This window comes from Paraeggerthella sp. Marseille-Q4926, assembly GCF_916618935.1.
GTDB classification, from domain to species: Bacteria; Actinomycetota; Coriobacteriia; order Coriobacteriales; family Eggerthellaceae; genus Paraeggerthella; species Paraeggerthella hominis.
Window position 1 is genome coordinate 680,896 of record NZ_CAKAKF010000001.1, and the last position, 25,055, is coordinate 705,950.

Sequence of the window (25,055 nt, forward strand, 5' to 3'; positions counted from 1 at the left end):
GTTTCCGCAGCCCCGCGCGTTGTCGCCCGCATCGGGGCCGGCGGTGCGAAAATGCTGTTGAGATTATTGACCGGCCGATGGCGGCGGGTTCGTTATGTTAGAGTGGTTCGTGCTGTATTCAAACGTTCGACCGCGCGACCGGCGCAGTTCCGGCCGCGAAAAGGATGGCGCATACATGGCTGGATTCCTATCCAAGCTGCTAACGCTCGGTGAGGGCAAGCAGATGAAGAATTACGAGGCGACCGTAGCCAAGGTCAACGCCCTCGAGACCCAGATGCAGGCGAAGACCGACGAAGAGCTGCGCGCGCTTACCGCCGCTTTCCGCGAGCGCGCTCAAGGAGGAGAAGACCTCAAGAGCCTGCTGCCCGAGGCGTTCGCCACCGTGCGCGAAGCGTCCGTGCGCACGTTGGGCCTGCGGCATTTCGACGTGCAGTTGATCGGCGGCATGGCCTTGAATGACGGCCAGATCGCCGAGATGAAAACCGGCGAGGGCAAGACCCTCGTTTCCACGTTGGCCGGCTACTTGAACGCCCTTTCGGGCAACAACGTGCACGTGGTCACCGTGAACGACTACCTGGCCCGGCGCGACAGCGAGTGGATGGGGCAGGTGTACCGCTTCCTCGGCATGGAGGTGGGCCTCATCCAAAACGGCATGCGCCCGGACAAGAAGAAGCCCGCGTACTTGGCTGACGTCACGTACGGCACGAACAGCGAGTTCGGCTTCGACTACCTGCGCGACAACATGGTGACCCGTGCGGAGGCTCGCGTGCAGCGCGGGCATCATTTCGCCATCGTCGACGAGGTGGACTCCATTCTCATCGACGAGGCGCGAACCCCGCTCATCATCTCCGGCGCGGGCACGCAGGCGGCCGAAACGTACAACAAGTTCGCCCGCGTCATGGCCGGCCTTCGCCTTGACGAGGACTTCGAGATGGACGAGGCGAAGAAGACCATCAACGCCACGGAGAGCGGCCTTGAGAGAATCGAGGCCATGCTGGGGATCGACGACATCTACGCCGACCCGTCCGGGCAGCTTCCGAACCACCTCCAGCAAGCCTTGAAGGCCCAGTTCCTGTTCCATCGCGACGTGGATTACGTGGTGGTGAACGGGGAAGTGAAGATCGTCGACGAGTTCACGGGCCGCATCATGGAGGGACGGCGCTATTCCGAGGGCCTGCATCAGGCGCTCGAGGCGAAAGAGCGCGTCCTCGTGCGCGAGGAGAACCAGACGCTGGCCACCATCACGCTGCAGAACTACTTCCGCCTGTACGAGAAACTGTCCGGCATGACCGGTACGGCCATGACCGAGGACGCCGAGTTCCGCGAGATCTACAAGCTGCCCGTCGTGGCCATTCCGCCGAACCGCCCGGTTGCTCGAAAGGACGAGAACGACCTGATCTACCGCACGGTGGAGGCGAAGTTCAACGCCGTGGCCGACGACGTTGCCGAGCGCAACGCGAACGGTCAGCCCTGCCTTATCGGCACGGTGTCCATCGAAAGCTCCGAGAAGCTGTCGCGCCTGCTGGACAAGCGCGGCATCGCGCACGAGACCCTGAACGCGAAGAACCACGAGCGCGAAGCCCATATCATCGCGCAGGCGGGCCGCGTAGGCGCCGTGACCATTGCCACGAACATGGCGGGTCGCGGTACCGACATCCTTTTGGGCGGCAATCCCGACGTGATGGCCGACGACGTTCTGCGCGCGCGGGGCTTCGACCCCGAGCTGGACGCCGATGCCGAGGTGGAAGAGGGCAAGCCGCCCGCGCCTACCGCCGAGCAGCGAGCGGATGCGCTCGCCGAGGCCAAGCGGGTTTGCGCCAAAGAGCACGACGCCGTGATCGCTGCGGGCGGCCTGACCGTCATCGGCACCGAGCGCCACGAGTCCCGGCGTATCGACAACCAGCTGCGCGGCCGCGCCGGCCGTCAGGGCGATCCGGGCGTGACGCAGTTCTACCTGTCGCTCGAAGACGACCTCATGCGCCTGTTCGGCGGCAACCGCATGGACTCCATCGGGCGCATGATGGAGAAGACCGACATGCCCGACGACATGCCCATTCAAGCCGGCATGGTGTCGAAGGCCATCGAGGGCGCGCAGCGCCAGGTGGAGAGCATGCACTTCGCCGCTCGTAAGAACGTGCTTGAGTACGACGACGTCATGAACCTGCAGCGCGCGGCCATTTACGGAGAGCGCAACGCCATCTTGGACGGCAAGGACATGGACGAGCGCATTCCCCAGATCGTGAGCGACGCGGCGGAGGCCGCGGTGCAGGAGAACTGCCCCGCCAAGGCTCCCAGCGACGACTGGGACAGCAAGGCCGTGGAGGCGTGGGCCGCCAACATGACGGGCCGCGACGACTTCCGCGTAAGCGAAGTCGACCACGACGACGATCCGGCGGTTCTGGCCGAAGGCTTGACGGACTACCTCGAGCGCGTGTACGACGAGAAGTCCGAGCAGTTGGGCGAGTCGGTCATGAAGATGCTCGAGAGCCAGGTCATGCTGCGTATCATCGATACGCGCTGGATGGCCCATCTGCAGGAGATGGATTACCTGAAGGCCGGTATCGGCTTGCGCGCGTTCGGTCAGCGCGACCCCCTGGTCGAGTACAAGAACGAAGCGTACAACGCCTTCCAAAGCCTGACGGCGGGCATGTACGAAGACTACCTGCGCACGCTCTTGCGTCTTCAGGTGGCCGTGAAGCAAGACCAGCCCGAACTGGCCGAGGAAAAAAGCCCGCTTGACGGCAAGGTGAGCTATTCGTCGCCCGAGCAGGTGCTCGAGGAAACGGGCGTCGCAGCGGCGCGCAGGCAGGCTGCGGCTTCTGGAGCTCCGGCTGCCGACGACCAGCCGGCAAGGCCTCCCAAGCCTGCGGCGGCCAAGCCGCAAACCTACGTCAAGGACAAGGACGATCCCTTCGCCGACGTAGGACGCAACGACCCGTGCCCGTGCGGCTCGGGCCTTAAGTACAAGAAGTGCCACGGTAAGAATCTGTAGGAACATGGCTGATAGAGACTTGAAAGACTTAGAGCAGGTGGCCCGTCGCGTGGAAGACGCGCGCGGGTACCTGCACATCGAAGACAAAACGGCGGAGCTCGAAAAGCTCGATGCCGAGATCGCGTCGCCGGGCTTTTGGGACGACGCGTCCCATGCCCAAAGCGTGTCGAAGCAGGCCAGCGTGCTGCGCGACACGATCGGCGAGTACGACGAAGCGGCGGCCCTTCTAGAGGACGCGCGCGCCGCGTTCGAGCTGGCCGCGGAAGACGAGCTGTTCGCCGACGAGGCCCAATCCGCGCTCGACGCGCTCGACGGCATGCTGGACAAGCTGGAGATCAGCTCGTGGTTCTCCGAGCGCTTCGACGGGGGAGACGCCATTTTGACGGTGAACCCCGGGTCGGGCGGCTTGGAAGCCCAGGACTGGACCGAGATGCTGTATCGCATGTACGCCCGCTACGCCGAGGGCAAAGGGTGGAAGGTCACCGTGCTCGACGTGGTTCCGGGCGAGGGCATCGGACTGGACAAGGCCACCATCCAGGTGGAGGGCCGCAACGCTTTCGGCATGCTGAAAAGCGAAAACGGCGTGCATCGTCTGGTGCGCATCAGCCCAACCGATGACAAGAAGCGCCGACACACCACGTTTGCCGGCGTGGAGGTGCTTCCGGTGCTTCCCGACGACATCGAGGTGGATCTCAATCCTTCCGACGTGCGCGTGGACGTGTACCGATCGAGCGGCCCGGGCGGTCAGTGCGTCAACACCACCGACTCGGCCGTGCGCCTCACGCACGTGCCCACCGGCATCGTGGTCACGTGCCAGAACGAGAAATCCCAGCTGCAGAACAAGGAAGCCGCGTTTCGCGTGCTGAAGGCGAAGCTTTACGAGCGCGAAGAGCAGAAGCGGGCTCAGGAGCTGGCCGAACTGCGCGGCGAGCGCATGGACTCCACGTTCGGCAGCCAGATTCGCAATTACGTGCTGTATCCCTATCAAATGGTTAAAGACGTCCGCAGCGGCATCGAGACCGGCAACGTGGACGCGGTCCTCGACGGCGATCTGGACGAGTTCGTGGTGGGCTATCACCGTTGGAGAGTGTCCCAATAATGAAAGGAACAGGAATGACCGAGCTTGAACGGCGGGCGAACGAGATGCGCAAGGACATCGTGCGCATGATCGCGGAAGCGGGCAGTGGGCACCCGGGCGGGTCGCTCTCGTGCGCCGACATCCTATGCGCGCTGTACTTTGGAGGCGTCCTCGAGCACGACTCCCAGAATCCCGACGACGAAGCGCGCGATCGCTTCATCCTGGCGAAAGGCCATGCTGCGCCGGCGCTCTACGCCGTGCTCGCGCATGCGGGCTACTTCCCGCGCGAGGAGCTGCTGACGCTGCGCAAGCTGGGGGGCCGTTTGCAGGGCCATCCCGATTCCAGCTTGGTTCCCGGCGTTGAGGTGTCCACCGGCTCGCTCGGCCAGGGGCTGTCCGTTGCGGCGGGCGCTGCCGCCGGCTTGAAGCTTGACGGGAAGGACCAGACGGTGTTCGCGCTTCTCGGCGACGGCGAGTGCCAGGAGGGCCAGGTATGGGAAGCCGCCATGTTCGCGGCTCACCGCAATCTGGACAACCTGGTGGCCATCGTGGACCGCAACTGCCTGCAGATTGACGGCGACACGGCCGACGTGTGCGATCCGGGCGATCTGGTGGCGAAGTTCCAGGCGTTCGGTTGGGACGCGCGCGAGGTCGACGGACACGACATCGACGCCCTCGTCGAAGCGCTTTCGGCTGCGAAGGCAGATCGTCAGGGCAAGCCCCATGCGTTCATCGCTCGCACGGTGAAGGGCAAGGGCGTGTCGTTCATGGAGCATCAAGCGGGTTGGCACGGCAAGGCGCCGTCGCCCGAGCAGACCGAGGCCGCGTTGGCCGACTTGGCGGCGCTGGAGGAGAAGGAGGCCTGCCGTGGTTAAGCTGGCAGACGAAACGCAGTCCCAGGTCAAGCGCGCAACGCGCGCAGCGTACGGAGCGACGCTTGCAGAGCTTGCCGGCGAGGGCTTGCCGGTTGTTGCCGTGGACGCCGACCTGACGGGTTCGACCACCACCAAGAAGCTGGCCGACGCTGGCTTTGAGGATCGCCTGTTCAACTGCGGCATCGCCGAGCAGAACATGGTCGACGTGGCGGCGGGCCTGGCCATCACGGGGCACGTGGCCTACACGGGCTCGTTCGCCGTGTTCGGCACGGGCCGCGCTTACGACCAGATCCGCAACACCGTGTGCTACAGCAAGCTGGACGTGAAGATCGCCCCCACGCATGCGGGCATTTCCGTCGGACCCGACGGCGGCAGCCACCAGATGCTCGAGGACGTCTCGCTCATGCGCGGGCTTCCCAACATGCGCGTGCTGGTGCCGGCCGACTATGCGGCGGCGCGCGCCGCGATCCGCCTGGCCGCGACCACGCCCGGCCCGGTCTACGTGCGCATGGGCCGCGCGTCCGTCCCCGCCGTCTACGCCGACGGCGTAGAGCTTGAGCTGGGTCGCGCCTACGTGCTGCGCGAAGGATCCGACGCCACCATCGTGGCGTGCGGCGTCGAGGTCGAGCAGACGCTCAAGGCGGCGGACATACTCGCTGAAGAGGGCGTTCAGGTCGAGGTCATCGATGCGTTCAGCGTCAAGCCCCTCGACGAGGAGACCGTCGTGGCGTCCGCGGCGAAGACGGGCCGCGTGGTGGTGGCCGAGGAGCACAGCGTCTACGGTGGCTTGGGATCGGCTGTCGCGGAGGTGCTTGCGCGCACGAATCCGACGCCGGTCGAGTTCGTGGGCATGCGCGATCAGTTCGGCAAATCGGGCGAGTTCGAGGAGCTTCTTGACTACTTCAACCTGGGTTCGCGGGCGATTGTCGAAGCTGTGAAGAAGGTTATGGCCCGATAGCGGTTCTGCTAGAATCAGGCCGTCTCAGTACATCACTATTTGAACGGAGCATTCTGTGACGAACGACATCAGCCAAGGGGTTCCGCCGCGCCCGCAGCGGCGCGGCGGTGCCCATGCGGCGCCGGTGCGGCAAACTGCGTCGCAGCTGTCCGCGTCGCTGCCGGTGCTGGAAGTCGATGACATTCCCCAGCAAACGGGCACCCCGGTCATCACGTTCGACCATGTGACGAAGGTGTACCCCGCGCAGCCGAACAAGCCGGCTCTCAACGATATCTCCCTGCAGATCTACGCGGGCGAGTTCATCTTCTTGGTAGGCCATTCCGGTTCGGGCAAGTCGACCTTCATCCGCATGCTCATTCGCGAGGTGAAGCCCACGCAGGGTCATATCTACGTGGCTGACGAGGACCTGTCCACCATGCGCAACTGGCGTGTGCCGTACTTGCGCCGCAACATCGGATGCGTGTTCCAGGACTTCAAGCTCCTGCCGAACAAGACCGTGTTCGAGAACGTTGCGTTCGCCCTTGAGGTAATCGGCAAGAGCCGTCACGTCATCAAAACGCAGGTCCCCGAGGTTTTGCGCCTGGTGGGCCTGCAGGACAAGCTCAACAAGCGCCCCGATCAGCTTTCCGGCGGCGAGCAGCAGCGCGTGTCCATCGCGCGCGCCATCGTGAACCGCCCGCCGCTGCTCATCTGCGACGAGCCCACGGGAAACCTGGACCCGCAGACCTCGCGCGGCATCATGGACCTGCTTGAGCGCATCAACCGTACGGGCACCACGGTGCTCGTTGCCACGCACGACCGCGAAATGGTCGACAACATGCGTCGTCGCGTTATCGCGCTCGACCGCGGCAACCTGACCCGCGACCAGGATAGGGGGGTGTACGGTTTCGATGTCTAGTTTCTTCTACTTCTTGCGCGAGTCGCTCACCGGCTTCACGCGTAACCTTTCAACGGCACTGGGCTCCATCGTCACCATCTTCCTGTCGCTTCTGATCATCGGCATTTTCTTCGTTGCCGGCCTTGTGGTCGAAAACGTGGTTTCGTCGGTCGAGAACGAGGTGTCCATCACGGCGTATGTGGCCGACGACGCTCCCGAAGCCGACATCCAGAGCGTTTCGAGCTACGTCAAGGGTCTTGAGGGCGTGGCCTCGGTTGGGTTCACGACGAAAGACCAGGCGCTCGAGAAATTCCGCTCTACGTCGAGCTCCGACATCATCGACACGCTCGACGGGCAGAACCCCTTGCCGGCTTCGATCGACATCGAGCTGTCCGACCCGCAGTTGGTCGAGCAGGTTGCCTCGTCGCTGCTGGGCAATACGACGTACCAGAAGATCAGCGAGGATCCCAGCGATCCTGCCGATTCCGTCAAGTACGGCGAGAAGACGGTCGAGCGGCTGTTCGCTCTGACCAACTACGTGCGCTACGTGGGCATAGCCCTGGTTGGCTTGCTCGTGTTCATCGCGCTCGTGTTCATCAACAACACCATTCGCCTTGCCATTCTTGCCCGTCGCAAGGAGATTGCCATCATGCGCTTGGTGGGTGCGTCGAACGGCTTCATCCGCGGGCCCTTCCTCATGGAAGGCGCGCTGCACGCTATCATCGGCTCGCTTTTGGCGGTCGGGTGCTTGGAGCTGCTTCGCAACTTCGCGTTGCCGCGCCTGCAAAGCGCGCTCATGTTCTTGAACTTCGACATCTCCTTGAACATGTTCCTGCTCATCTATGCGGTGCTGATCGTTTCCGGCCTGTTCATCGGCTTGGTCGGCTCTGCATTGGCTATGCGTCGCTACCTCAAGGTGTAGCGTTTCGCGTGGAAGGTCATGGCGAAGCATACTGACAGTTCGAAGATTGCCGCGTCCGCGCGTAAAGCGCGGGCGCGCAACGTGCGCCTTATCAAGGCGTTCTCTTTCTTTGCCGTAGTGTGCCTGGCGTTTGTCGGCGGCTTTTTCGTGCGCGGCGAAATTCCCTTGCTGGAGTCCTTGGGGATGGGCGGGCTTCCCGGAGATTCCCAAACCTCGTTGAGAAGCGACTCGTCGCGCGACGCGTACGGATCGTTGGGCGCGCGCGTCGGCGAAGTGGAGGACATCCTCAAAAACGACAGCTTGGACTCCTACGATCTTGATACGGCAACCTCGAACGTGCTCGAGGCGTTCGCCAAGACCACGCAGGATCCGTACCTGCGCTACTACGATGCGAACCGCTATGCCGCGCTTATGAAGGACAGCGCGGGAAGCTATGCGGGCATCGGCGTGCTGTTCTCGGAATACAACGGGCGCGCGTACGCCGTGGACGTGTTCGAGGGTTCCGCTGCTCAGGCCGCCGACGTGCGCCAAGGCGATTTCGTCGTGGCCATCGACGGCGATCGCGATCATGACTGGACCACCACGGAAGTGGCTGCGGCCCTGCGTCGCGACGAAGGGGAGGACGCCGTCATAACCTGGCGGCGGGCCGCGTCCCTTGAAGACGAAGGCGGCGAGGAATTCACTACCACGCTTTCGTGCTCGAGCTACACCGTGAAAAACGTCGTCACCGAGCTTTCGGGTTCCGTGGGCTACATCCAGCTCAAGCAGGTTACCCAGAACGCGTCCAGCTTGGTGAGCAGCGCGATTTCCGATCTGGAATCGCAAGGGGCGCTTTCGTTCGTCCTGGACATCCGCGACAATCCCGGCGGCTTCTTGACTCAGTCGGTGGACGTGGCCAGCTTGTTCGTGAAGAGCGGCACCGTGGTCAAGATCCAGACGAAGGAAGCCGAGGAAACCACGAAGAACGCGAACGGCACCATTGCGACCGACAAGCCCCTTGTGGTGCTGGTCAATGGGAACACGGCGGCTTCCGCCGAGGTGCTGGCCGCCGCGCTCAAAGACAACCAGCGTGCTACGCTCGTGGGATCGACCACCCTCGGGAAGGGTTCGGTCCAGGTCACGCGCGACCTCAGCTTTGGCGGAGCGCTTCGCTACACCGCCGCGTACTACAAGAGCCCGCTCGGCCACAACATCGACCAGGTGGGCGTGGTGCCCGACATCGCGGTGGGTCTGTCCGAAGGGGTCGATAATCAAAAGGCGCTTGCCATCGAAACCGCTCAGTCGCTTGTGAGGGAGTAGAGCCGTGGCTCGTTCCCGTTCGCATACGCGGCGCGCACCCCGCGCTCATCCTCGAGGCGTCCTGATGGTTCGCGCGGGCGGCTTCGGCTTCGTGCAGACCGCTGAGGGCGAGTTCTTTGTGCCGGAGTCGAAGATGGCGGGCGCGTTCGACGGCGATCTGGTGGAGCTGGCCCCTCTCCCCGCGCCGAAGGGCGGTGGAAAGCAGCCGCACGAGCGGCACGGATCCCCTGCGACGGAGAAGCCGGCTGCGCGCGTGCTGCGCGTGATCGACCGCGCGCACGATACGCTGGTGGGCCGCTACGAGGTAGCCGAACCTTTCGGCGTCGTGGTTCCGGAGGATACGCGCATCCCCTACGACATTTTCACGATGCGCTCAGAATACCCTGGTATCGAGGACGGCTCGCTTGTCCGCGTGCGCATCTCCACGTTTCCCTCCCGTAACACGGCGGCGACGGGGGTTATCGAAGAAGTGCTCGGCAAGGCCGACGAGGAGGCCGCGGCGATAGATTTGGTGATCGCGCGGCACAAGCTCGAGACGACGTTTTCCGAAGGCGCGCTTTCGGAGGCGCGCGCTGCGACGGTCGACGAGGATGCCGCGCTGGCCGAAGGGTACCGCGATCTGCGCGAGCGCTTCACGTTCACCATCGACCCTGCGGATGCGCGCGACTTCGATGATGCGATCTCCTTGGATCCTGTCGTTTTGACGAACGGCGAAATCGTGCTGAGCCAACCGGCGCGCCGGGAGGAAGCTCCTCGCGGCATGCGGTTCGTGGACGGGCGCGGGGCGGAGGCCGTACGCTGGCGGTTGGGCGTGCATATCGCGGACGTTTCGCATTACGTGCCGTGGAACTCGTCGCTTGACCTGGATGCGCGGCGCCGCGCAACAAGCGTGTACCTGGTCGATCGGGTGATTCCGATGCTGCCGGAGGAGCTGTCGGGCGATCTGTGCTCGCTGCGCCCGAACGAAGTGCGGCGCTCGATGACGGTCGATCTGTACCTCGACGACGATGCGCGGTTGGTTTCGTACGATCTGTACCCCGCCCTTATTCGCTCGAACGCGCGCTTGTCGTACGACGAGGCGCAGGACATGCTCGACGCCCAGACCGAAGCCGACGACCAGCTTGCCTGGCGCCTTGCCCGTCTTTCGCTCATTGCGCACAGGCGCTCGGCGGCGCGCGAAGCGGCGGGAGGGCTGGACTTCGACACGGTGGAAGCACGCGTGCGCCTCGATCGGGAGGGGCATCCCGTTGCCATAGACCTCAGGCGCAAGACCGACGCGACCTCGCTGATCGAAGAGGCGATGATCTTCGCGAACGAAACAGTGGCTCGCCACTTGGAGGACGCTCGGTTCCCGAGCTTGTTTCGCGTGCACGAGCAGCCGTCGTCCGACAGCCTGGCAGCTCTGATCCCGGTGTTTCAGGAGTTCTCGTGGTTCGACCTGGTCGATCAGGACAAGCTGGTGGCGGGCGACCCCCGGGTGCTGCAGCAGATTCTTCAGGCCAGTGCTTCCCGCGCGGAAGGGGAGCTGGTCTCGTCGCTGCTGCTTCGTTCCATGAAGCGGGCGGTTTACCGGCCCGCGTGCGAGCCCCACTACGGGCTTGCCAGCAGCGCGTACGCGCATTTCACGTCCCCTATCAGGCGCTATCCTGATCTGGTGGTGCATCGCATGCTGAAGGCGCAGCTGACGAAGCGGTCGGAGCGATTCGATCAGGAGGTTGCGGCGCTTCCCTGGATAGCCGAGCATTCCTCGGATATGGAGCGTGTGGCCGAGAAGGCGGCGCGCGAATCCCAGGAAATCAAAATCATCGAGTACTTGCAGGCGTTCGTGGGCCAGTCGTTTTCCGCCGTGGTGTCGGGCGTGGCCACGTACGGGCTGTACGTGCGGTTGGACAACACCGCCGAAGGTTTGGTGCCCGTGAGGAACCTGGGGCCTGAGTACTTCGCGTTCGATCCGGTTCAGCATCGCCTGACCGGTCAGGATACGGGCGCAACCTATCGCTTGGGGCAGCGCCTTGCCGTGGTTTTGACGTCCGCCGACCCGCGCGCCAGGCGGCTGGATTTCCGCCCCGTTCAACAAGGGCGGTAGCCGGGGCTATGGGGCGCATGAGGGAGACGGCGCAAGCTATGGCGCGCCAGATGCACAGCAACAAGAGAACGTTCGCCGTGTACGTGGTGCTGCGCTTGATCGTGGTCGCGTGCGCGGCCTCCGCGCTCGTTTTCGGCAATTACGAGGCGTTCTTTCTCTGCCTTCTCACGCTGGTGCTGTTCTTGGTGCCCGCGTTCGTTGAAGTGAACTTCAGCATCACCATCCCCGAAACGCTCGAAGTGATCATCGTGCTGTTCATTTTCGCTGCCGAGATCTTGGGCGAGCTTCTGCATTTCTATACCATCTTTCCGTTTTGGGATACGCTTCTGCATACGTTCAACGGGTTTCTAGCTGCTGCGATCGGGCTTGCTCTCGTGTCCATCCTCAATCGATCGGACCGCATCGCCTTCTCGCTCTCGCCGTTTTTCTGCGTGGTGGTGGCGTTTTGCTTCTCGATGACCATCGGCGTGCTTTGGGAGTTCTTCGAATTCGGCATGGATCGGGTGTTCGGCCTGGACATGCAAAAGGATGCGGTGGTCACCAGCATCGCGAGCGCGCTCTTGGATTCCACGGGATCGCAGCACCCTGTGCGCATAGACGGGATAGAAGAGGTTGTCGTGAACGGTCAGGAGCTTGGGGTAGGGGGCTACCTTGATATCGAGCTTATGGACACGATGGAGGATCTGTTCGTGAACCTGATCGGCGCGATCGTGTTCTCGGTTATCGGGTACCGCTACCTCAAAAGCAAGGGTTCGGGATCCATCGTCAAAAGGCTTGTTCCGTGGCCGAGTTCGTCCGGCGGTCGCCGAGGCTCCGATTGCTGATCGAGTATTCGCTTTGATGATCAAAGCGAATACGGTATGATGCGGGCATCGACGGCGCGGGAAGGGGACGGCTATGGAAACGGCACATGGATCGAGCGACCTTGATCGATCTTTTTCGAGCAGGCCTCGGGCAGGGGCCGACGATGCCGTGCGCGCACGTCGGCAAGAGATCGACGACCTGCTGTCGGGCACGTTCAACTCCATCCTGCGCATCGAAGAGCGATCTTTGGACAACCGTTTGACGCAGGGGCTCACCATTACCGAAGTGCACACCATCGTGGCCGTGGGCCTTCACGAGCACAGTCCGATGAACGTGGTTGCCGCGCGCCTGGGCGTGACGCTGGCAACGCTGACCACGGCCGTTAACAAGCTGGTCAAGAAGGGTTTCGTCGAGCGCGAGCGCGCGGAGGACGACCGGCGCAAAGTACTGGTCTCGCTTACGAAAAAGGGCCGTCAGGTGCTGCGCGCCCATAACCTGTTCCATCATCAGATGATCGACGAGGCGCTAGCCGATCTGAGCGAGGAAGAAGAGCGCGTGTTCGCCGTTGCCCTCGCGAAAGTCAAGGCATTCTTCGACGCGCAGGAGTAGCGCGCAGAAATCGTGGAGGGGCCGACAAGGCACTTGCAATCGAGGCGAAGTCTCCTTATCATCGTCTATGCCTAAATACTTTGATTATCAAACTAATTTGGAAGCGGAAGGATCAACATGGCTACGATCGACATCGTGAAAGACGTACTTGTGGAAAACCTCGACCTGGATGCCAACGGTATCGTCGAAGACGCCACGCTCGATTCGCTGGGCATCGATTCGCTTGACATGGTCGAGCTCATTTGCGATCTCGAGGAGAAGTGCGACGTCGAATTCGGCGAGCCGGAGGGCATCGAAACGGTGGGCCAGCTGGTCGCTCATATCGATTCCTTGAAGTAGAGGGGCTGAAGACGCGGGCCTTCGGGGCCCGCTTTTGGCATGACGAGCTAGTTCGAGAAAGAGGATCGGAGCATGAGAACGCGGGTAGCGGACACGTTGGGCATCGAGGTGCCCATCATCCAAGGAGCGATGGCTCGCATCGCCGACGCGAATCTGGCCGCAGCGGTCAGCGAAGCGGGGGGCTTGGGCATCATCGCATGCGGCGGCGCGCCGCTGTCGTGGATCGAGGAGCAGGTGGGCATCGCCCGCTCGAAAACCAACAAGCCTATCGGCGCGAACGTCATGCTCATGGATCCGAACGCTGCGGAGGTCGCCAAGCTTTTGACGGAGCTTGAAGTGGACGTTATCACCACGGGCGCGGGCAGCCCGGCGAACTACATGGATCTGTGGAAGGGCGCCGGCATCAAGGTGGTTCCCGTGATCGCCTCGAGCGCGCTCGCCGTGCGCATGGAGCGCCTGGGAGCCGACGCCGTGGTGGCCGAGGGCACGGAAGCGGGCGGCCATATCGGCGAGCTTGCCACGATGGCCCTCGTCCCGGCGGTATGCGATGCCGTTTCGATCCCCGTGATCGCGGCGGGAGGCATAGCCGACGGACGCGGGCTTGTTGCCGCGTTCGCCCTTGGGGCCGAAGGGGTGCAGGTGGGCACGCGCTTCTTGACCGTGGACGAGTGCTGCATCGCCGATGCCTACAAGGACAAGGTCATCGCTGCGAAAGATTCCGACACCATAGTCACGGGCCGCGGCAGCGGGCATCCCGTTCGCTGTTTGAAGAACAAGTTCGCGCGCACCGTGCGCAAGCTGGAAGGCGACGCTGCTGCGCACGGCGACGAGCTGGAGGCGATGTACGTGGGTTCGCTCAGGCGCGCCGTCGAGGGCGACGTGGACAACGGGACCATGATGGCGGGGCAGTCGGCTGCGCTCGTGAGCGAGCGCAGGACGGCAGCGGACGTGGTTGCTTCGATGATCGCCGAGGCGCAGGCTCTCGGCGGACTCGATCTTGAGGCGCTGGCGCAGTTGAACGCTCGGCGCGCACGCGTTCGGTAAGGGGTGCGCTGTGGCTGACACGCAATTCGCGGAAGGACCGCGTACCGGCGCGCCTTCGGTTCCGCGCATGCTTCCCGGGCGTCCCGTGTTCATGCTCTCGGGCCAGGGTTCGCAAAAGCCCGGCATGGGGGAGAGCCTTTTCGATCTTCCCGAAGTGGCCGAGGTGTTCTCCTGCGCGTCCGACGTGCTGGACTACAACGTAGCCGATCTGGTTTCGAATGCAAGCGCCGATCAGCTCAACGACACGCGCTACGCCCAGCCGGCGCTGTGCGCGCTGTCGATCGGCGCGGCGCGTGCGCTCGAAGCCCGCGGCGTGGAGCCGATCGCCGTGCTGGGCTTCTCGCTGGGCCAGGTGAGCGCGCTCGCCGTGTCGGGCATGCTGTCGGACGAGGCGACTTTCGCGTTCGTGCGCGAGCGGTCCCGCCTCATGGCCGAGGCGGCTGCCGCGCAACCGGGCGCCATGAGCGCTTTGCTCAAGGCCGACGAGGAGAGCGTGCGCGCGCTGTGCGCGGAATGCGCGCAGGGCGGCGTTCTGGTTCCGGCAAACTACAACTGCTCTGGCCAGATCGTTGTTTCCGGAACGCCGGAGGCGATCGAGCGCATCGAGGCCGCATGGGCCGACCAAGGGGGGCGCTTCTCGCGGTTGGCTACGTCCGGGGGGTTCCACAGCCCTTTGATGAGCGACGCCGCAGTCGAGCTCGCGCGGTACCTGGACGGCGTGGAGTTTGCCGAGCCTCGCGTGCCGCTCATTTGCAACCTGTCCGCCGCACCCCTGGACGCGGCGCGTGCGCGGACGCGTCTGGTCGAGCACTTGACCGGTCCCGTTCGCTTTCAGCAAAGCATCGAGGCGCTTGCAGCCGCCGGTGCGGACACGTTCGTCGAGGCGGGTTACGGCGGCGTGCTTGCGAACCTGGTGAAGCGCATCGATCGGAGCTTCACGCGTTGCTGCGTACAGGATCGAACGAGCCTTGAAGCGTGCGCGGCAACGTGCTGCGCCTCCGATTCCGAAGAGGAGACACTGTGACCAACCAACCCGAAACCCTGCGCCGAAGCGCGGTCGTTACCGGATCGAGCCGCGGAATCGGCCGTGCGGTGGCCGAAGAGCTGGCGTGCGCCGGCTTCGACGTGTGCGTGAACTGCTCGAGCGAACGCGGGCTTGCCGCAGCTCAGGAGCTGGCCGATGGTTTGGCCGACGAGTACGGCGTGCGCGCCGTTGCGGTGGCGGCGAACGTTGCCGATGTCGATCAGGCGCAAGGATTGATCGAGGCCGCCTATGAAGCGTTCGGGCGCGTGGACGTGCTGGTGAACAATGCGGGCATCACGCGCGACGGATTGCTGGTGCGCATGAAGGAGGAGGACTTCGATGCGGTTATCGATGTGAACCTCAAGGGTACGTTCAACTGCTGCAAAGCGGCGGCCCAGCGCATGATGAAACAGCGCTACGGTCGCATCGTGAACCTGTCGAGCGTGGTGGGCGTGGCCGGAAACGCGGGTCAGGCGAACTATGCGGCTTCCAAGGCGGGGGTTATCGGCCTGACGAAATCGCTCGCGCGCGAGCTGGCCGCCCGCAACGTCACGGCGAACGCGGTCGCCCCGGGCTTCATATCCACGGACATGACCGACGAGCTGTCGGACAAGCAGCGCGATGCGATTCTGGGACGCATCGCATCGGGACGCTTCGGCGAGCCGAAGGACGTTGCCGCGCTCGTTCGATTTTTGGCGAGCGAGGAGGCCGGTTACGTGACCGGGCAAGTTATCTGCATCGATGGAGGTATGTCGCTATGAGCAAGAACGCGAATTCGGGTGCCCAGGATATCGCCACGCGCCGTCCCGACGGCACGCATCGCGTGGTCATCACCGGCATGGGCGCGGTGTCTCCTGCCGGCGTCGGCGTAGAGGCGCTTTGGAACGCGGTCATGGGCCGCGCTTGCTGCATAGGTCCGATCGCGCGTTTCGACGCGACCGACCATGACGTGAGCATCGCTGCCGAGGTGCGCGATTTCGACGCGACCGAGCACGGCCTTTCCAAGAAGGAGGCGCGCCGTTTCGAGCGGTTCGTGCAGTACGCCATCGTCGCATCCGACGAGGCCATGGCTCAGGCGGGGCTCGATATGGAAGCGGAGGACGCCACGCGCATCGCGTGCGTGTTCGGAACGGGCATCGGCGGCATCGACGAGCTGCAAAGCGGGTTCTCCACGTTGGCCGAGAAGGGCCCCAAGCGCGTGAGCCCGCTGTTCATCCCCACGATGATCGGCAACATCGCCGCTGGCAACCTGTCCATTCGCTACGGTTTGCAGGGCGAGTGCCTGAACGTGGTGACCGCTTGCGCAACGGGGGCCCATTGCATCGGCACGGCCGTGCGCGACATCAGGCACGGCTACATCGACGCGGCGCTTGCCGGAGGCTCGGAAGAGTCCGTGTCTCCCATCTGCTTGGCTGGGTTCGCGAACCTGGGCGCGCTTTCGAAGTCGTCCGATCCTTGCAAGGCGTCGCTGCCTTTCGACGCGCGCCGAGCGGGCTTCGTGGCGGGCGAGGGCGCGGGCGCGGTGGTTCTGGAGTCGCTCGAACATGCGCTCGGGCGCGGGGCAACCGTGCTGGCCGAGGTCGTCGGCTTCGGTTCGACGGGCGATGCCTACCACATGACCGCTCCCGAGCCGAGCGGCGACGGCGTGGCGCGTGCGATGCTGCAGGCGCTTTCGGAAGGGGGCTTCGCGCCTGCCGACCTGGGGCATTTGAATGCGCACGGGACGGGTACGCCCGCAAACGACGCGACCGAGTCCAAGGCGCTTGCCGCCGTGTGCGGCGAAGAGCTCGCTCGTACGGTGCCGGTCACTTCCGTGAAGGGCACGACGGGCCATACGCTGGGGGCCGCGGGTGCGATCGAGGCTATCGTGTGCGCCCTGTCCGTGGCCGACGACTGCGTTCCTCCCACGGCCGGGTTCGCCGAAGCCGATCCTGCGTGCCCGGTGAACGTGGTGGTGGAGGCGAAGACGAACTACCCTCAGAAGGTGGCGCTTTCGAACTCGCTGGGCTTCGGCGGCCACAACGCCTCGCTGGCCATCTCGCCGTACCGGACCCCGCTGGCCTGACGGCCGTCGGAGCGCGAGACGCCTTGGCGTCTCGCGCGGGCGCATGGCGCGCAAAGAGCGCGCCGTTGAAAGGAGAACCTATGGATATCGAGTATCCCTGCGGCAAGGACGTCGTCGAGGCGGTGCTGCCGCACCGCGACCCGTTTTGCTGGGTGAGCCGAGTGACCTCCTGCAAGCCGGGCGTCGAAGTGACGGCCGAGCTTGACGTCGATCCCGGATTGGCGCTGTTCGCGGGCCATTTCCCGGGGCACCCGGTGCTGCCGGGCGTCATCATCATGGAGGCGCTTGCCCAGGCCGCCTCGTTCTGCGTGCTCGTAGAGCGCGGGGCCGAGGGGTCGATCGGGTTTTTGACGGGCATCGACAACGCGAAGTTTCGCCGTCAGGTGGAGCCGGGCGACACGCTTGTCTTGAAGGGGCGTATCGTGAAATCATCGTCTCGCTTGTGCGTGGCGGAGGTCGAGGCGAGCGTCGACGGCCAGGTGTGCGCGACGGCGACGCAGAAGTATGTGCTGGCAAAGGCCGAGGCGTAGCGCGCGACAGCGTCGCGTGTCCGGCAAGCGGAAGGTCGTTCGATGAAACAGCGTAAGCAGAACTACATCACCATCGCAACCGACGGGGCGATGCTGTCGCAGAGCGGTGCTATGCCGGCGGTCCGAGCGGCGGAGGGTTCCGCCGACGTCGTGTATCGCCTGACGCGCATGGCGGCCGAGGCGGCGGGAGCTTTCCCGGATGCTCCGAACGCGCTCGACGCGGTGGACGCGTCCGTTTTCTCCGAGGCTGTCGGCGCGGGCCGATGCGCTTCGGGGGTTGACGTCGCAGCTGATCGACCTGCTCCCGTGGCTCTTGTCATGGCCCGCGCGAAGACGGCGCGCCGCTTGTTTCCCGCGGTGGTCGAGGCCGGGTTCGCGGCGTGCGCGGCGTATACGCAGGATCGTCGCTACGACCCGCACGTGAAGGCGGCTGCGCTGAGCGTTTGCCTGGGCGAAAAGTATACGGACGCCCTGTTCAGCAACGCGCACGCCGTGTTGCAGGCCGCTTCGGAGTGCCAGGCGTCCTGCATCTTGCTCTGCGACGAAGCCGTTGCGCTTTCGGAAGTCGACAGCTTCCTGGCGCGCGCTGCAGCGCGCGGCGTGCGCGTGTTCAAACCGCTCAGCGTCGAGTCCCCTCTGCTCGGCTGGGTGCTCTGCTCCACGGAAAAGACGGCAAACGGCACGGAAGCCTGGCGGGCTTGCCATGCGTGCGGCCTCAAGTTCGATGCAGCCAGCGTGGCCGCAGGGCATTACGTCTGCCCGTCGTGCGGCACGTACCTGCGCATGTCGTCGGCCGAGCGCATCGACGACCTGCTCGACGCGGGCAGCTTCGTCGAATGGAGCCGATCGGTGCCTGAAACCGATCCGCTGGGATTTCCCGGCTACGAGGAGAAGCTGGCCGCTCAGCGCGATAAAACCGGCTTGGACGAGGCCGTGCGCACGGGCGAGGGCCGCATCGCCGGCTTGCGCGTTGCCATCGGCATCATGGAGTCGCAGTTCTTCATGGGGTCCATGGGATCGGTCGTGGGCGAGAAGGTGGCGCGGCTCGTGGAGCGCGCAACCGACGAGCGCCTGCCCGTGGTGGTGTTCACCGCGTCGGGCGGCGCGCGCATGCAGGAGGGCCTGGTGTCGCTCATGCAGATGGCGAAGGTGTCGTTCGCGCTCGACCGTCATGCCGAGGCCAAGCTTCCGTACATCTCGGTGCTCACCGATCCCACGACGGGCGGCGTGACCGCGTCGTTCGCCATGCAGGGCGACGTCATCTTGGCGGAGCCGCGGGCGCTCATCGGGTTCGCCGGCCAGCGCGTGATCAAAGACACCATCAAGCAGGAGCTTCCCGAAGGCTTCCAGACCGCCGAGTTCGCGCTCGAGCACGGGCTGATCGACGCGATCGTCGAGCGCGAAAACCTGCGCAGCGCGCTCGCGCACGTGCTGGCCATTCATCTGGCAACCTCTCCTGCGGGCGCGGGGAAGAGCGGGCACGAACCAGGGGACCGGGAGATATTCGTCAGCTACGAAGCCGTGCGCGACAACCTGGCGAACGGCACGCATACGTACAATACCGTGACGTACGGGAACCTCACTCCGGAGGGCGCGTCGTTGACCGAGGCGACTTGGGCACCGGCACGGTTGAGGGATCGCGTCGCGGGCTTGATGGGCGGTTTCGCGCGCAGCGATGCGGCATCGCGCAGACGTCTGGAGCGTGCGCTCAAGCGAGGCGGGTTCGACGCGGACGGTCGGCTGCCCCTCGAAGACGGCGCGCCGTCGTCGTCGGCTCGGGGCAAGGTTGCGCTCTCGACGCGCTCGAACCGCGCATGGGAAAGCGTGCAGCTGGCGCGTAACGTGCATCGTCCCACGGCGCTGTCGTACATCGAGTCGTTTGTCGACGGCTTCATCGAGCTGCACGGAGATCGCGCGTTCGGCGACGATGCCGCCATCGTGTGCGGGCTGGGCTGGATCGACGGGCACGCCGTCACCGTGGTCGCGCAGGAAAAGGGCCGCGACCTGAAGGAGCGCATCAAGCGCAATTTCGGCTGCCCGCAGCCGGAAGGCTATCGAAAGTCGCTGCGCATCATGCGCCAGGCCGAGAAGTTCGGGCGTCCGATCGTGTGCCTGGTGGACACGCAGGGCGCGTTCTGCGGTACCGAAGCGGAGGAACGCGGGCAGGGCAACGCGATTGCGGACAACCTCATAGCGCTGGCGGGCATGCGCGTGCCGGTGGTGAGCGTGCTTCTGGGCGAAGGCGGGTCGGGCGGCGCTCTGGCCCTGGCCGTTGCGGATCGCGTGGCCATGCAGGAGCACGCCGTGTACTCGGTTCTCTCGCCGGAAGGGTTCGCTTCCATCCTTTGGAAGGACCGCACGCGCGCCCCCGAAGCGGCGGCCGTCATGAAGATGAGCGCGCACGAGGCCTGCCAGATGGGCATCGTCGACGCCGTTCTTCCCGAAGGCGCCGGCCCCGCCCATGAAAACCCCGAAGCGGCCGCTCAAGGCGTTCGGGCCTACGTGGTCAAAACGCTCGAGGAGCTTGGCGAGCGTCCTCTGGACGATCTGCTGAAGCAGCGCTACGAGCGCTTCATGAAGTTCTAGGGCGAGCAAGACGGCCGGCGGGGCCGGTGGGGTGGCGATCGCTGTCCTACCGGCCCCGCCTTCGTTTTATCCTTGCAGCAGGTCGATAAGGTCGTCGCGGGTCAGGTTCGCAAGCGAAACGCCGCTCGCTCCAACGACTTGGCTTGCCAACTCGCTTTTCGCTTGCTGCAAACGCACGATGCGCTCCTCGATGGTGTCCTTGGCGATCACGCGCTGCACGCTCACCACGCGCGTTTGGCCGATGCGATGGGCGCGGTCGGTGGCCTGGTCTTGCGCGGCTGCGTTCCACCAGGGGTCCGCATGCACCACGACCGATGCGCCGGTCAGGTTAAGGCCCGTCCCTCCGGCCTTGAGCGACACCAAGAACACCGGCGTCTCGTCCTCGTTGAACGAATTGACCAGGGCCAGGCGCTTCTGCTTGGGCGTGGCTCCCGTGATGGTGTAGTAGGCAACGCCCGCTGCGCTCAGGCGCCGTGCAATGCGCTCCAAAAAGCTGGTGAACTGCGAGAACACGAGCGTCTTTTCGCCGGCGTCCATAGCGGAGTCGACCAGTTCCATGATGGCGTCGAGCTTCGCCGCCTGGCCGCCGTAGTTCTCGTAGAGCAGGTGCGGATCGCAGCAGAGCTGCCTCAGCTTCGTAAGCTCGGCAAGTACCTCCACCTTCCGCTTTCCGAAATCGTTGTTCTTCCTGTTGTTGCGCTGCTCGGTCAAATCTTCGCGCAGGCGCTGCTCGTGCGCGGCGTACAGGCGCTGCTGCTCGCCCTCCAGGTGCGCGTAGACGATGGACTCGAGCTTGTCGGGCAAATCGGCAAGGACGTCGGTCTTCAAACGGCGCAGCATGAAGGGTCCCACGACGGCTTGCAGCCGTCGGGCCACGGCTTCGTCCCCGCCTACGACGGGCGCTTCGAACCGCTCGCGGAAGCGAGCGTACGGGCCGAGCAAGCCGGGCATCAGAAAGTCGAAGATGCTCCAAAGCTCGCTCAGGCGATTCTCCATGGGAGTGCCGGTCAGGGCGAAGCGGTGCGCGGCGTCGATGCGCTTGACGGCGCGCGTCGTGAGGGTGGCAGGGTTCTTAATGTACTGCGCCTCGTCGAGCGCGCAACAGAAAAACGAACGCCCCACGTAATCCGCCACGTCGATGCGCAGCAGATCGTACGAGGTGACCAGGACGTCGATCGGCTGATCGGCGGGCGCGTGCCCATCGCTTCGCGCGCTCTGCCCGTCGAACGCGGCATTGCGGATGCGCGCTCGTTCGCGCTTCGATCCCGTCACGGCCTGCGCGCGAAGCTCGGGCGCGAAGCGCTCGATTTCGGCAAGCCAGTTGTACACGAGCGAGGCGGGGCAGACGATCAGGCTCGGACCGGTTTCGCAGGCCTGGTCTCGTCGGGCCAGCAGAAGCGAGATCAGCTGAACGGATTTGCCCAAGCCCATCTCGTCGGCCAAGATGCCTCCGAACCCGGCGTCGCAGCGCGCCGAAAGCCAGCGAAAGCCCTCCGCTTGGTAGGGCCTGAGCGTGTCGGCAAGGCTGTCCGGCACATGGTACGACCGCTCGTCCACGTGGCGAAAACTCTCCACGTAGCGGGTGAACGACCGATCCCGCTCGAGGTTGTCCTCTTCGTCCAGGTAGAACACGCGGTAGGCGGGCAGCTGGGCGTGGCCGGACGTCAGCTGCTTCGCGGTCAGGCCCAGGTCGGCCGCAAGCCGGTCAAGCTGGGACAGATCGAAGTCCCGCAGGTCCAGAAACGCGCCGCTGCGAAGGCGGTGGAAGCGCTTGCGCTTGCGGTAGCTGGCCAGCAGCGCGCTCAGCTCACGCGCGGGCAGGTCTTCGGAGGACACGGTCAGGTCGATCAGGTTGCCCGTCAGCGACACGCCCAGCGTTACCTGCGGCTTGCCGTCGCGGGTGAGCCGGTCGAACGCGGGCGTGGTGAACACGGTGCCCAGCTCGCGGAACTCGGCAAGGCCGCCGAACACGAGGGCTGCCACGGCTTCGTCGTCATCGATGTCGATGGAAGCGTCGAACGGGTTGAAGTAGCGCTTGATCAGGTCGACCGCCTTCGCCTCCATGCGCTCGTTGCGCAGGGGCCCCGCTGTTTCCTCGGCGGTTTCATCGTTGGTGAATCCGCAGATCAGGTAGCGCTTCTCGCCGTAGGCGGCCCAGGCGTCGCAGGTCACGCCCCGATCGTCTTTGTCGAAGAAGAACTCCAGCTGGCAGGGTACGGGCCGGTACGCCTCCACTTCGCGCGGCGCGCGCACGTGCAGATGCCGCTCGATGGCGGGCAGCGCGGCGGCGCAGAACAGCGGCATGTCCGCCTCGGCGATGAACAGCTTGCTCTCGTCGCTGTCGTAGACGTTGCGCAAGAAGTCGGCGCATTGCGCGAATTCGGGCGAGCAGCGGTAGAAGACGTCGTCTTGCCAAACGTACATGCGGCTTCCTTGTGCGGCAAGCACGATGTCGTCGCCGCGCAAGATGAGGTAGCCTCCCTGGTCGGCGGCGCGCAGGTTGATGTCTATGCTCGGATCGGCCTCGATGATGCGGGCATGGGTGATCGAGCGCGTTCCGTAGTCCGTTCCCTGCACGACGAACGGCCGGTCGTGCAGAAGGTCGAGCAGCTCGATCACCTCGATGTCCGAAAGCTGAAGGTCGCGTCCCACCTCGTCGCGCCCGCGGTAGCGCCAGAAGGCCGCTCCGTTCGCGCGCTCTCGCAGCGAGACCGCGCGGTCCAGAAACTGCGCGATGTCGCGTGCGTGCTCGGTGAGCAGGGCAGGGGCGTGCGTGAAGGCGAGTTTCTTGCCGTACGAGAACCGCTCGCCTGTGCGCATGCGATCCACGAACTCCGAGATGCTCTTCATGACGTAGGATCCCTGCGGGCCCGCTATCTTGAAGTGAGCCGACCAGTCGCGGTAGCCGTAGGCCACGGTCGTTTCGATGTCGATGGTGCCTTGCAGGTCGTTGTCGCTGGTCAGCTGTTCGGTACGCTTCATGAACTCCGCGATGCAGTTCGACGTGGCCGCGGTTTTCTTGGCGTGGTACCCCATGAATTTCTGGGGCTCCTCGTTGTAGGCCAGCAGCAGCGCCGCGCAGTGCTTGCACATGCCGTCGTACTCGCGGTAGGCGGGGCAGGTGCAAGCGTAGTCAAGGATGGCGTCGTCCTTTTCGTTGATCGCCACGGAGGTGCGGTAGCGGTCGTCCCATCCGCTGCTGCTTGCCACGAACGCGCTCAAGGTGGTCTCGTTGCCGTCGTAGCGCACCTGCTTCGTCAGGATGTTGCGATCCGATTCCGCAATCGAGCGCGCCCGCGCAAGCGTGCGGGATGCGCATTGGCTGCCGAGTTCGTGCTCTGAGATCATGGACGCGCTCCTTTCGCGATCAAACGTCCATTGTATATCGCGGGAACGTTTGTTTGCTCGCGGAATGCGCTCATTCGGGGCCTTCTCCATGCGAAGCCGATAGATGCGCGCTGCGCAGCGCATCGGGATCGACGAGGGCCAGCTTTTCGACGAGCTTGCGGTAGATGCGGTCGCGGATCCACGGCTCGGTGGAGGCTTCGCACGCTTCGGCAAGGTCGAACCAGCGCACGTCCGCGTTCTCGTCGGGCTTGCTGCGCAGCGGGTCGCGGGGAGATGCGACGGCCAGGTAGGTGACGTTGAGGTGCAGGTGCGAGCCGACGTACGCGCCGCGCTTCTCGTGGCCGTTCACGGTAAGAACTTCCAGCGAGAAGATGCCGCCCGGCCCGCAGGGCACCAAGCGCGCCCGCGCGATGCCCGTCTCCTCTTCCAGTTCGCGCAGCGCGACGCGCGCCAGCTCGCGCTCGCCGTCGGCGTGCCCGCCGATCCACGACCAGGAATCGTAGATGCGGTGGTAGACCATGAGGGTTTTGGCTGCGCAGGGGTCGACCGTCCAGATCGAGCACGTCACATGCGCGGGCGATGTGCGGTCGAACGCATGCGGATCGGCCTCCAGTCGCTGAAGGATGGTCGTTCGGTCCGCGGCCTCCTGCTGGTTGAAGGGCCGGTACGCGCGTATGTCGTCGATGAGCGTCACGAGGACATTGTACGGCGAGCCGGACGCGGGCGCCAGACGATTCCACGGTGCTTTCTGTTACACTTCACCTTGCTGAACGACAATCAAGAAGGAGGCCTTCCATGACGGCCAAAATCATCGAGTTTCCGGGCGACAACGGCTCCTCATCGGCGCAGGAGCCCACTCTTTACCAGATCAAAGCCACAATCCTCGAATCGGAGCCTCCTATTTGGCGCAGGATCCTGGTTCCCTCCGGAGTGGACATGGGCCTGCTCCATGAATCGATTGCGAAGTCGTTCGACTGGGCCGGCTATCATCTGTACCTGTTCGAGAAGGACGGCGTCTCCTACGACGCTCCGCAGCTCTACGACGACATGGCGACGAAGCCCGCAGGAAGCGGCGCGCATTACAATGCGGAGAAGAAGGGCGCGGCCGAAGTGCTGCGTCCGGGAGACAAGCTTCTGTACACCTACGACTTGGGGGACAACTGGGAGATAGAGCTGGAGGTCGAGGACGAGGTTCCCGAAGCCGACATCCTGGTTCCCTTCTTCCCGATATGCGTGGACGGCGCGCGCCTCGCCCCGCCGGAAGACTGCGGCGGCGTGGGCGGGTACGAGGACTTGTGCCGCATCTTGGCGGATCCCTCCGATCCTGCGCACGGGGAAATGCTCGATTGGGCCGGTTACGAGAGCGGCGCGGATTTCGACCCCGAGTTCTTCGACGTCTTCGGCCTGAACGAGTCGTTCGCCTTCGACATGGTCGATGAAATGGAGGCCGATCTCATTCCCGATGACCCCGAAGAGCTCAAGGAAATGTGCAAGAGCCTCCTGGTCGAGAAGATGCTCATGATGATGAGCGTATCGATGAGCATTAACCTCAAGGAAGACGACGCGGTTCTCTAGCCGAGCCTTTTGCTTCCCAATAAAAAAGAGAAAGCCCGGCCACT

The 25,055-nt window shown here is 64.5% G+C and carries 20 protein-coding genes; 18 read left to right on the forward strand and 2 right to left on the reverse strand.

Annotated features, from left to right (window positions below):
• Positions 1-175: 175 nt before the first annotated feature.
• The 17 genes from secA (at position 176) to LG373_RS02865 (ending at position 20,088) form a co-directional block, all read left to right on the forward strand.
• On the forward strand, positions 176-2,992 hold the full coding sequence (secA, locus tag LG373_RS02785; protein WP_225748921.1) for a preprotein translocase subunit SecA: 2,817 nt from the start codon (positions 176-178) through the stop codon (positions 2,990-2,992).
• 4 nt (positions 2,993-2,996) lie between these two features.
• Entirely contained in the window at positions 2,997-4,091 is a 1,095-nt protein-coding gene (gene prfB, locus LG373_RS02790) for a peptide chain release factor 2 (protein WP_114567585.1), read from the forward strand.
• Positions 4,091-4,945, forward strand: coding sequence for a transketolase (locus tag LG373_RS02795; RefSeq protein WP_255616270.1), 855 nt, complete (start codon positions 4,091-4,093; stop codon positions 4,943-4,945). Before prfB ends, LG373_RS02795 begins: the two co-directional genes overlap by 1 nt.
• Positions 4,938-5,903, forward strand: a complete 966-nt coding sequence (locus LG373_RS02800; RefSeq protein ID WP_225748922.1) for a transketolase family protein — start codon at positions 4,938-4,940, stop codon at positions 5,901-5,903. The genes LG373_RS02795 and LG373_RS02800 overlap by 8 nt, the downstream gene beginning before the upstream one ends.
• Before the next feature lie 208 nt (positions 5,904-6,111).
• Positions 6,112-6,801 (forward strand): cell division ATP-binding protein FtsE, encoded by a 690-nt coding sequence (gene ftsE / locus LG373_RS02805; protein WP_211328403.1) that lies wholly within the window; start codon positions 6,112-6,114, stop codon positions 6,799-6,801.
• Positions 6,794-7,702: a permease-like cell division protein FtsX gene (gene ftsX, locus LG373_RS02810; protein ID WP_216529667.1), complete on the forward strand. Its 909-nt coding sequence runs from the start codon at positions 6,794-6,796 to the stop codon at positions 7,700-7,702. Before ftsE ends, ftsX begins: the two co-directional genes overlap by 8 nt.
• Positions 7,703-7,720: 18 nt before the next feature.
• Entirely contained in the window at positions 7,721-9,001 is a 1,281-nt protein-coding gene (locus LG373_RS02815; RefSeq protein WP_216529666.1) for a S41 family peptidase, read from the forward strand.
• A 4-nt stretch (positions 9,002-9,005) separates the two neighbouring features.
• Entirely contained in the window at positions 9,006-11,087 is a 2,082-nt protein-coding gene (locus LG373_RS02820; RefSeq protein ID WP_370632829.1) for a ribonuclease R family protein, read from the forward strand.
• An 8-nt stretch (positions 11,088-11,095) separates the two neighbouring features.
• The gene (locus LG373_RS02825) at positions 11,096-11,911 is read left to right on the forward strand and encodes a hypothetical protein (RefSeq protein ID WP_225748924.1); all 816 of its coding nucleotides are present in this window, start codon (positions 11,096-11,098) and stop codon (positions 11,909-11,911) included.
• Positions 11,912-11,984: 73 nt separating this feature from the next.
• Entirely contained in the window at positions 11,985-12,500 is a 516-nt protein-coding gene (locus tag LG373_RS02830; protein WP_225748925.1) for a MarR family winged helix-turn-helix transcriptional regulator, read from the forward strand.
• A 117-nt stretch (positions 12,501-12,617) separates the two neighbouring features.
• Positions 12,618-12,839, forward strand: coding sequence for an acyl carrier protein (locus LG373_RS02835; RefSeq protein WP_114567577.1), 222 nt, complete (start codon positions 12,618-12,620; stop codon positions 12,837-12,839).
• A gap of 72 nt (positions 12,840-12,911) precedes the next feature.
• Positions 12,912-13,883 (forward strand): nitronate monooxygenase, encoded by a 972-nt coding sequence (locus LG373_RS02840; RefSeq protein ID WP_114567576.1) that lies wholly within the window; start codon positions 12,912-12,914, stop codon positions 13,881-13,883.
• A gap of 10 nt (positions 13,884-13,893) precedes the next feature.
• Positions 13,894-14,907, forward strand: a complete 1,014-nt coding sequence (locus LG373_RS02845; protein ID WP_225748926.1) for an ACP S-malonyltransferase — start codon at positions 13,894-13,896, stop codon at positions 14,905-14,907.
• Positions 14,904-15,668, forward strand: coding sequence for a 3-oxoacyl-[acyl-carrier-protein] reductase (fabG, locus tag LG373_RS02850; RefSeq protein WP_225748927.1), 765 nt, complete (start codon positions 14,904-14,906; stop codon positions 15,666-15,668). The genes LG373_RS02845 and fabG overlap by 4 nt, the downstream gene beginning before the upstream one ends.
• Positions 15,665-16,972 (forward strand): beta-ketoacyl-ACP synthase II, encoded by a 1,308-nt coding sequence (gene fabF, locus LG373_RS02855; RefSeq protein ID WP_225748928.1) that lies wholly within the window; start codon positions 15,665-15,667, stop codon positions 16,970-16,972. The genes fabG and fabF overlap by 4 nt, the downstream gene beginning before the upstream one ends.
• Before the next feature lie 80 nt (positions 16,973-17,052).
• Positions 17,053-17,502, forward strand: coding sequence for a 3-hydroxyacyl-ACP dehydratase FabZ (gene fabZ / locus LG373_RS02860; RefSeq protein ID WP_225748929.1), 450 nt, complete (start codon positions 17,053-17,055; stop codon positions 17,500-17,502).
• A 42-nt stretch (positions 17,503-17,544) separates the two neighbouring features.
• A complete protein-coding gene (locus LG373_RS02865) occupies positions 17,545-20,088 on the forward strand; it encodes an acetyl-CoA carboxylase carboxyltransferase subunit alpha (protein ID WP_225748930.1) in 2,544 nt (847 codons plus the stop codon).
• Between the two features lie 66 nt (positions 20,089-20,154).
• On the opposite strand, the gene LG373_RS02870 is transcribed toward LG373_RS02865, so the two are convergent.
• Together LG373_RS02870 and LG373_RS02875 are read right to left on the reverse strand one after the other, a co-directional pair.
• Entirely contained in the window at positions 20,155-23,436 is a 3,282-nt protein-coding gene (locus LG373_RS02870) for a DEAD/DEAH box helicase (protein ID WP_225748931.1), read from the reverse strand.
• Positions 23,437-23,506: 70 nt separating this feature from the next.
• Entirely contained in the window at positions 23,507-24,130 is a 624-nt protein-coding gene (locus tag LG373_RS02875; RefSeq protein ID WP_225748932.1) for an NUDIX hydrolase, read from the reverse strand.
• Between the two features lie 101 nt (positions 24,131-24,231).
• Here LG373_RS02875 and LG373_RS02880 point away from each other — a divergent pair, with 101 nt between their 5' ends.
• Positions 24,232-25,011, forward strand: coding sequence for a plasmid pRiA4b ORF-3 family protein (locus LG373_RS02880; RefSeq protein WP_225748933.1), 780 nt, complete (start codon positions 24,232-24,234; stop codon positions 25,009-25,011).
• The last annotated feature ends 44 nt before the right edge of the window (positions 25,012-25,055 follow it).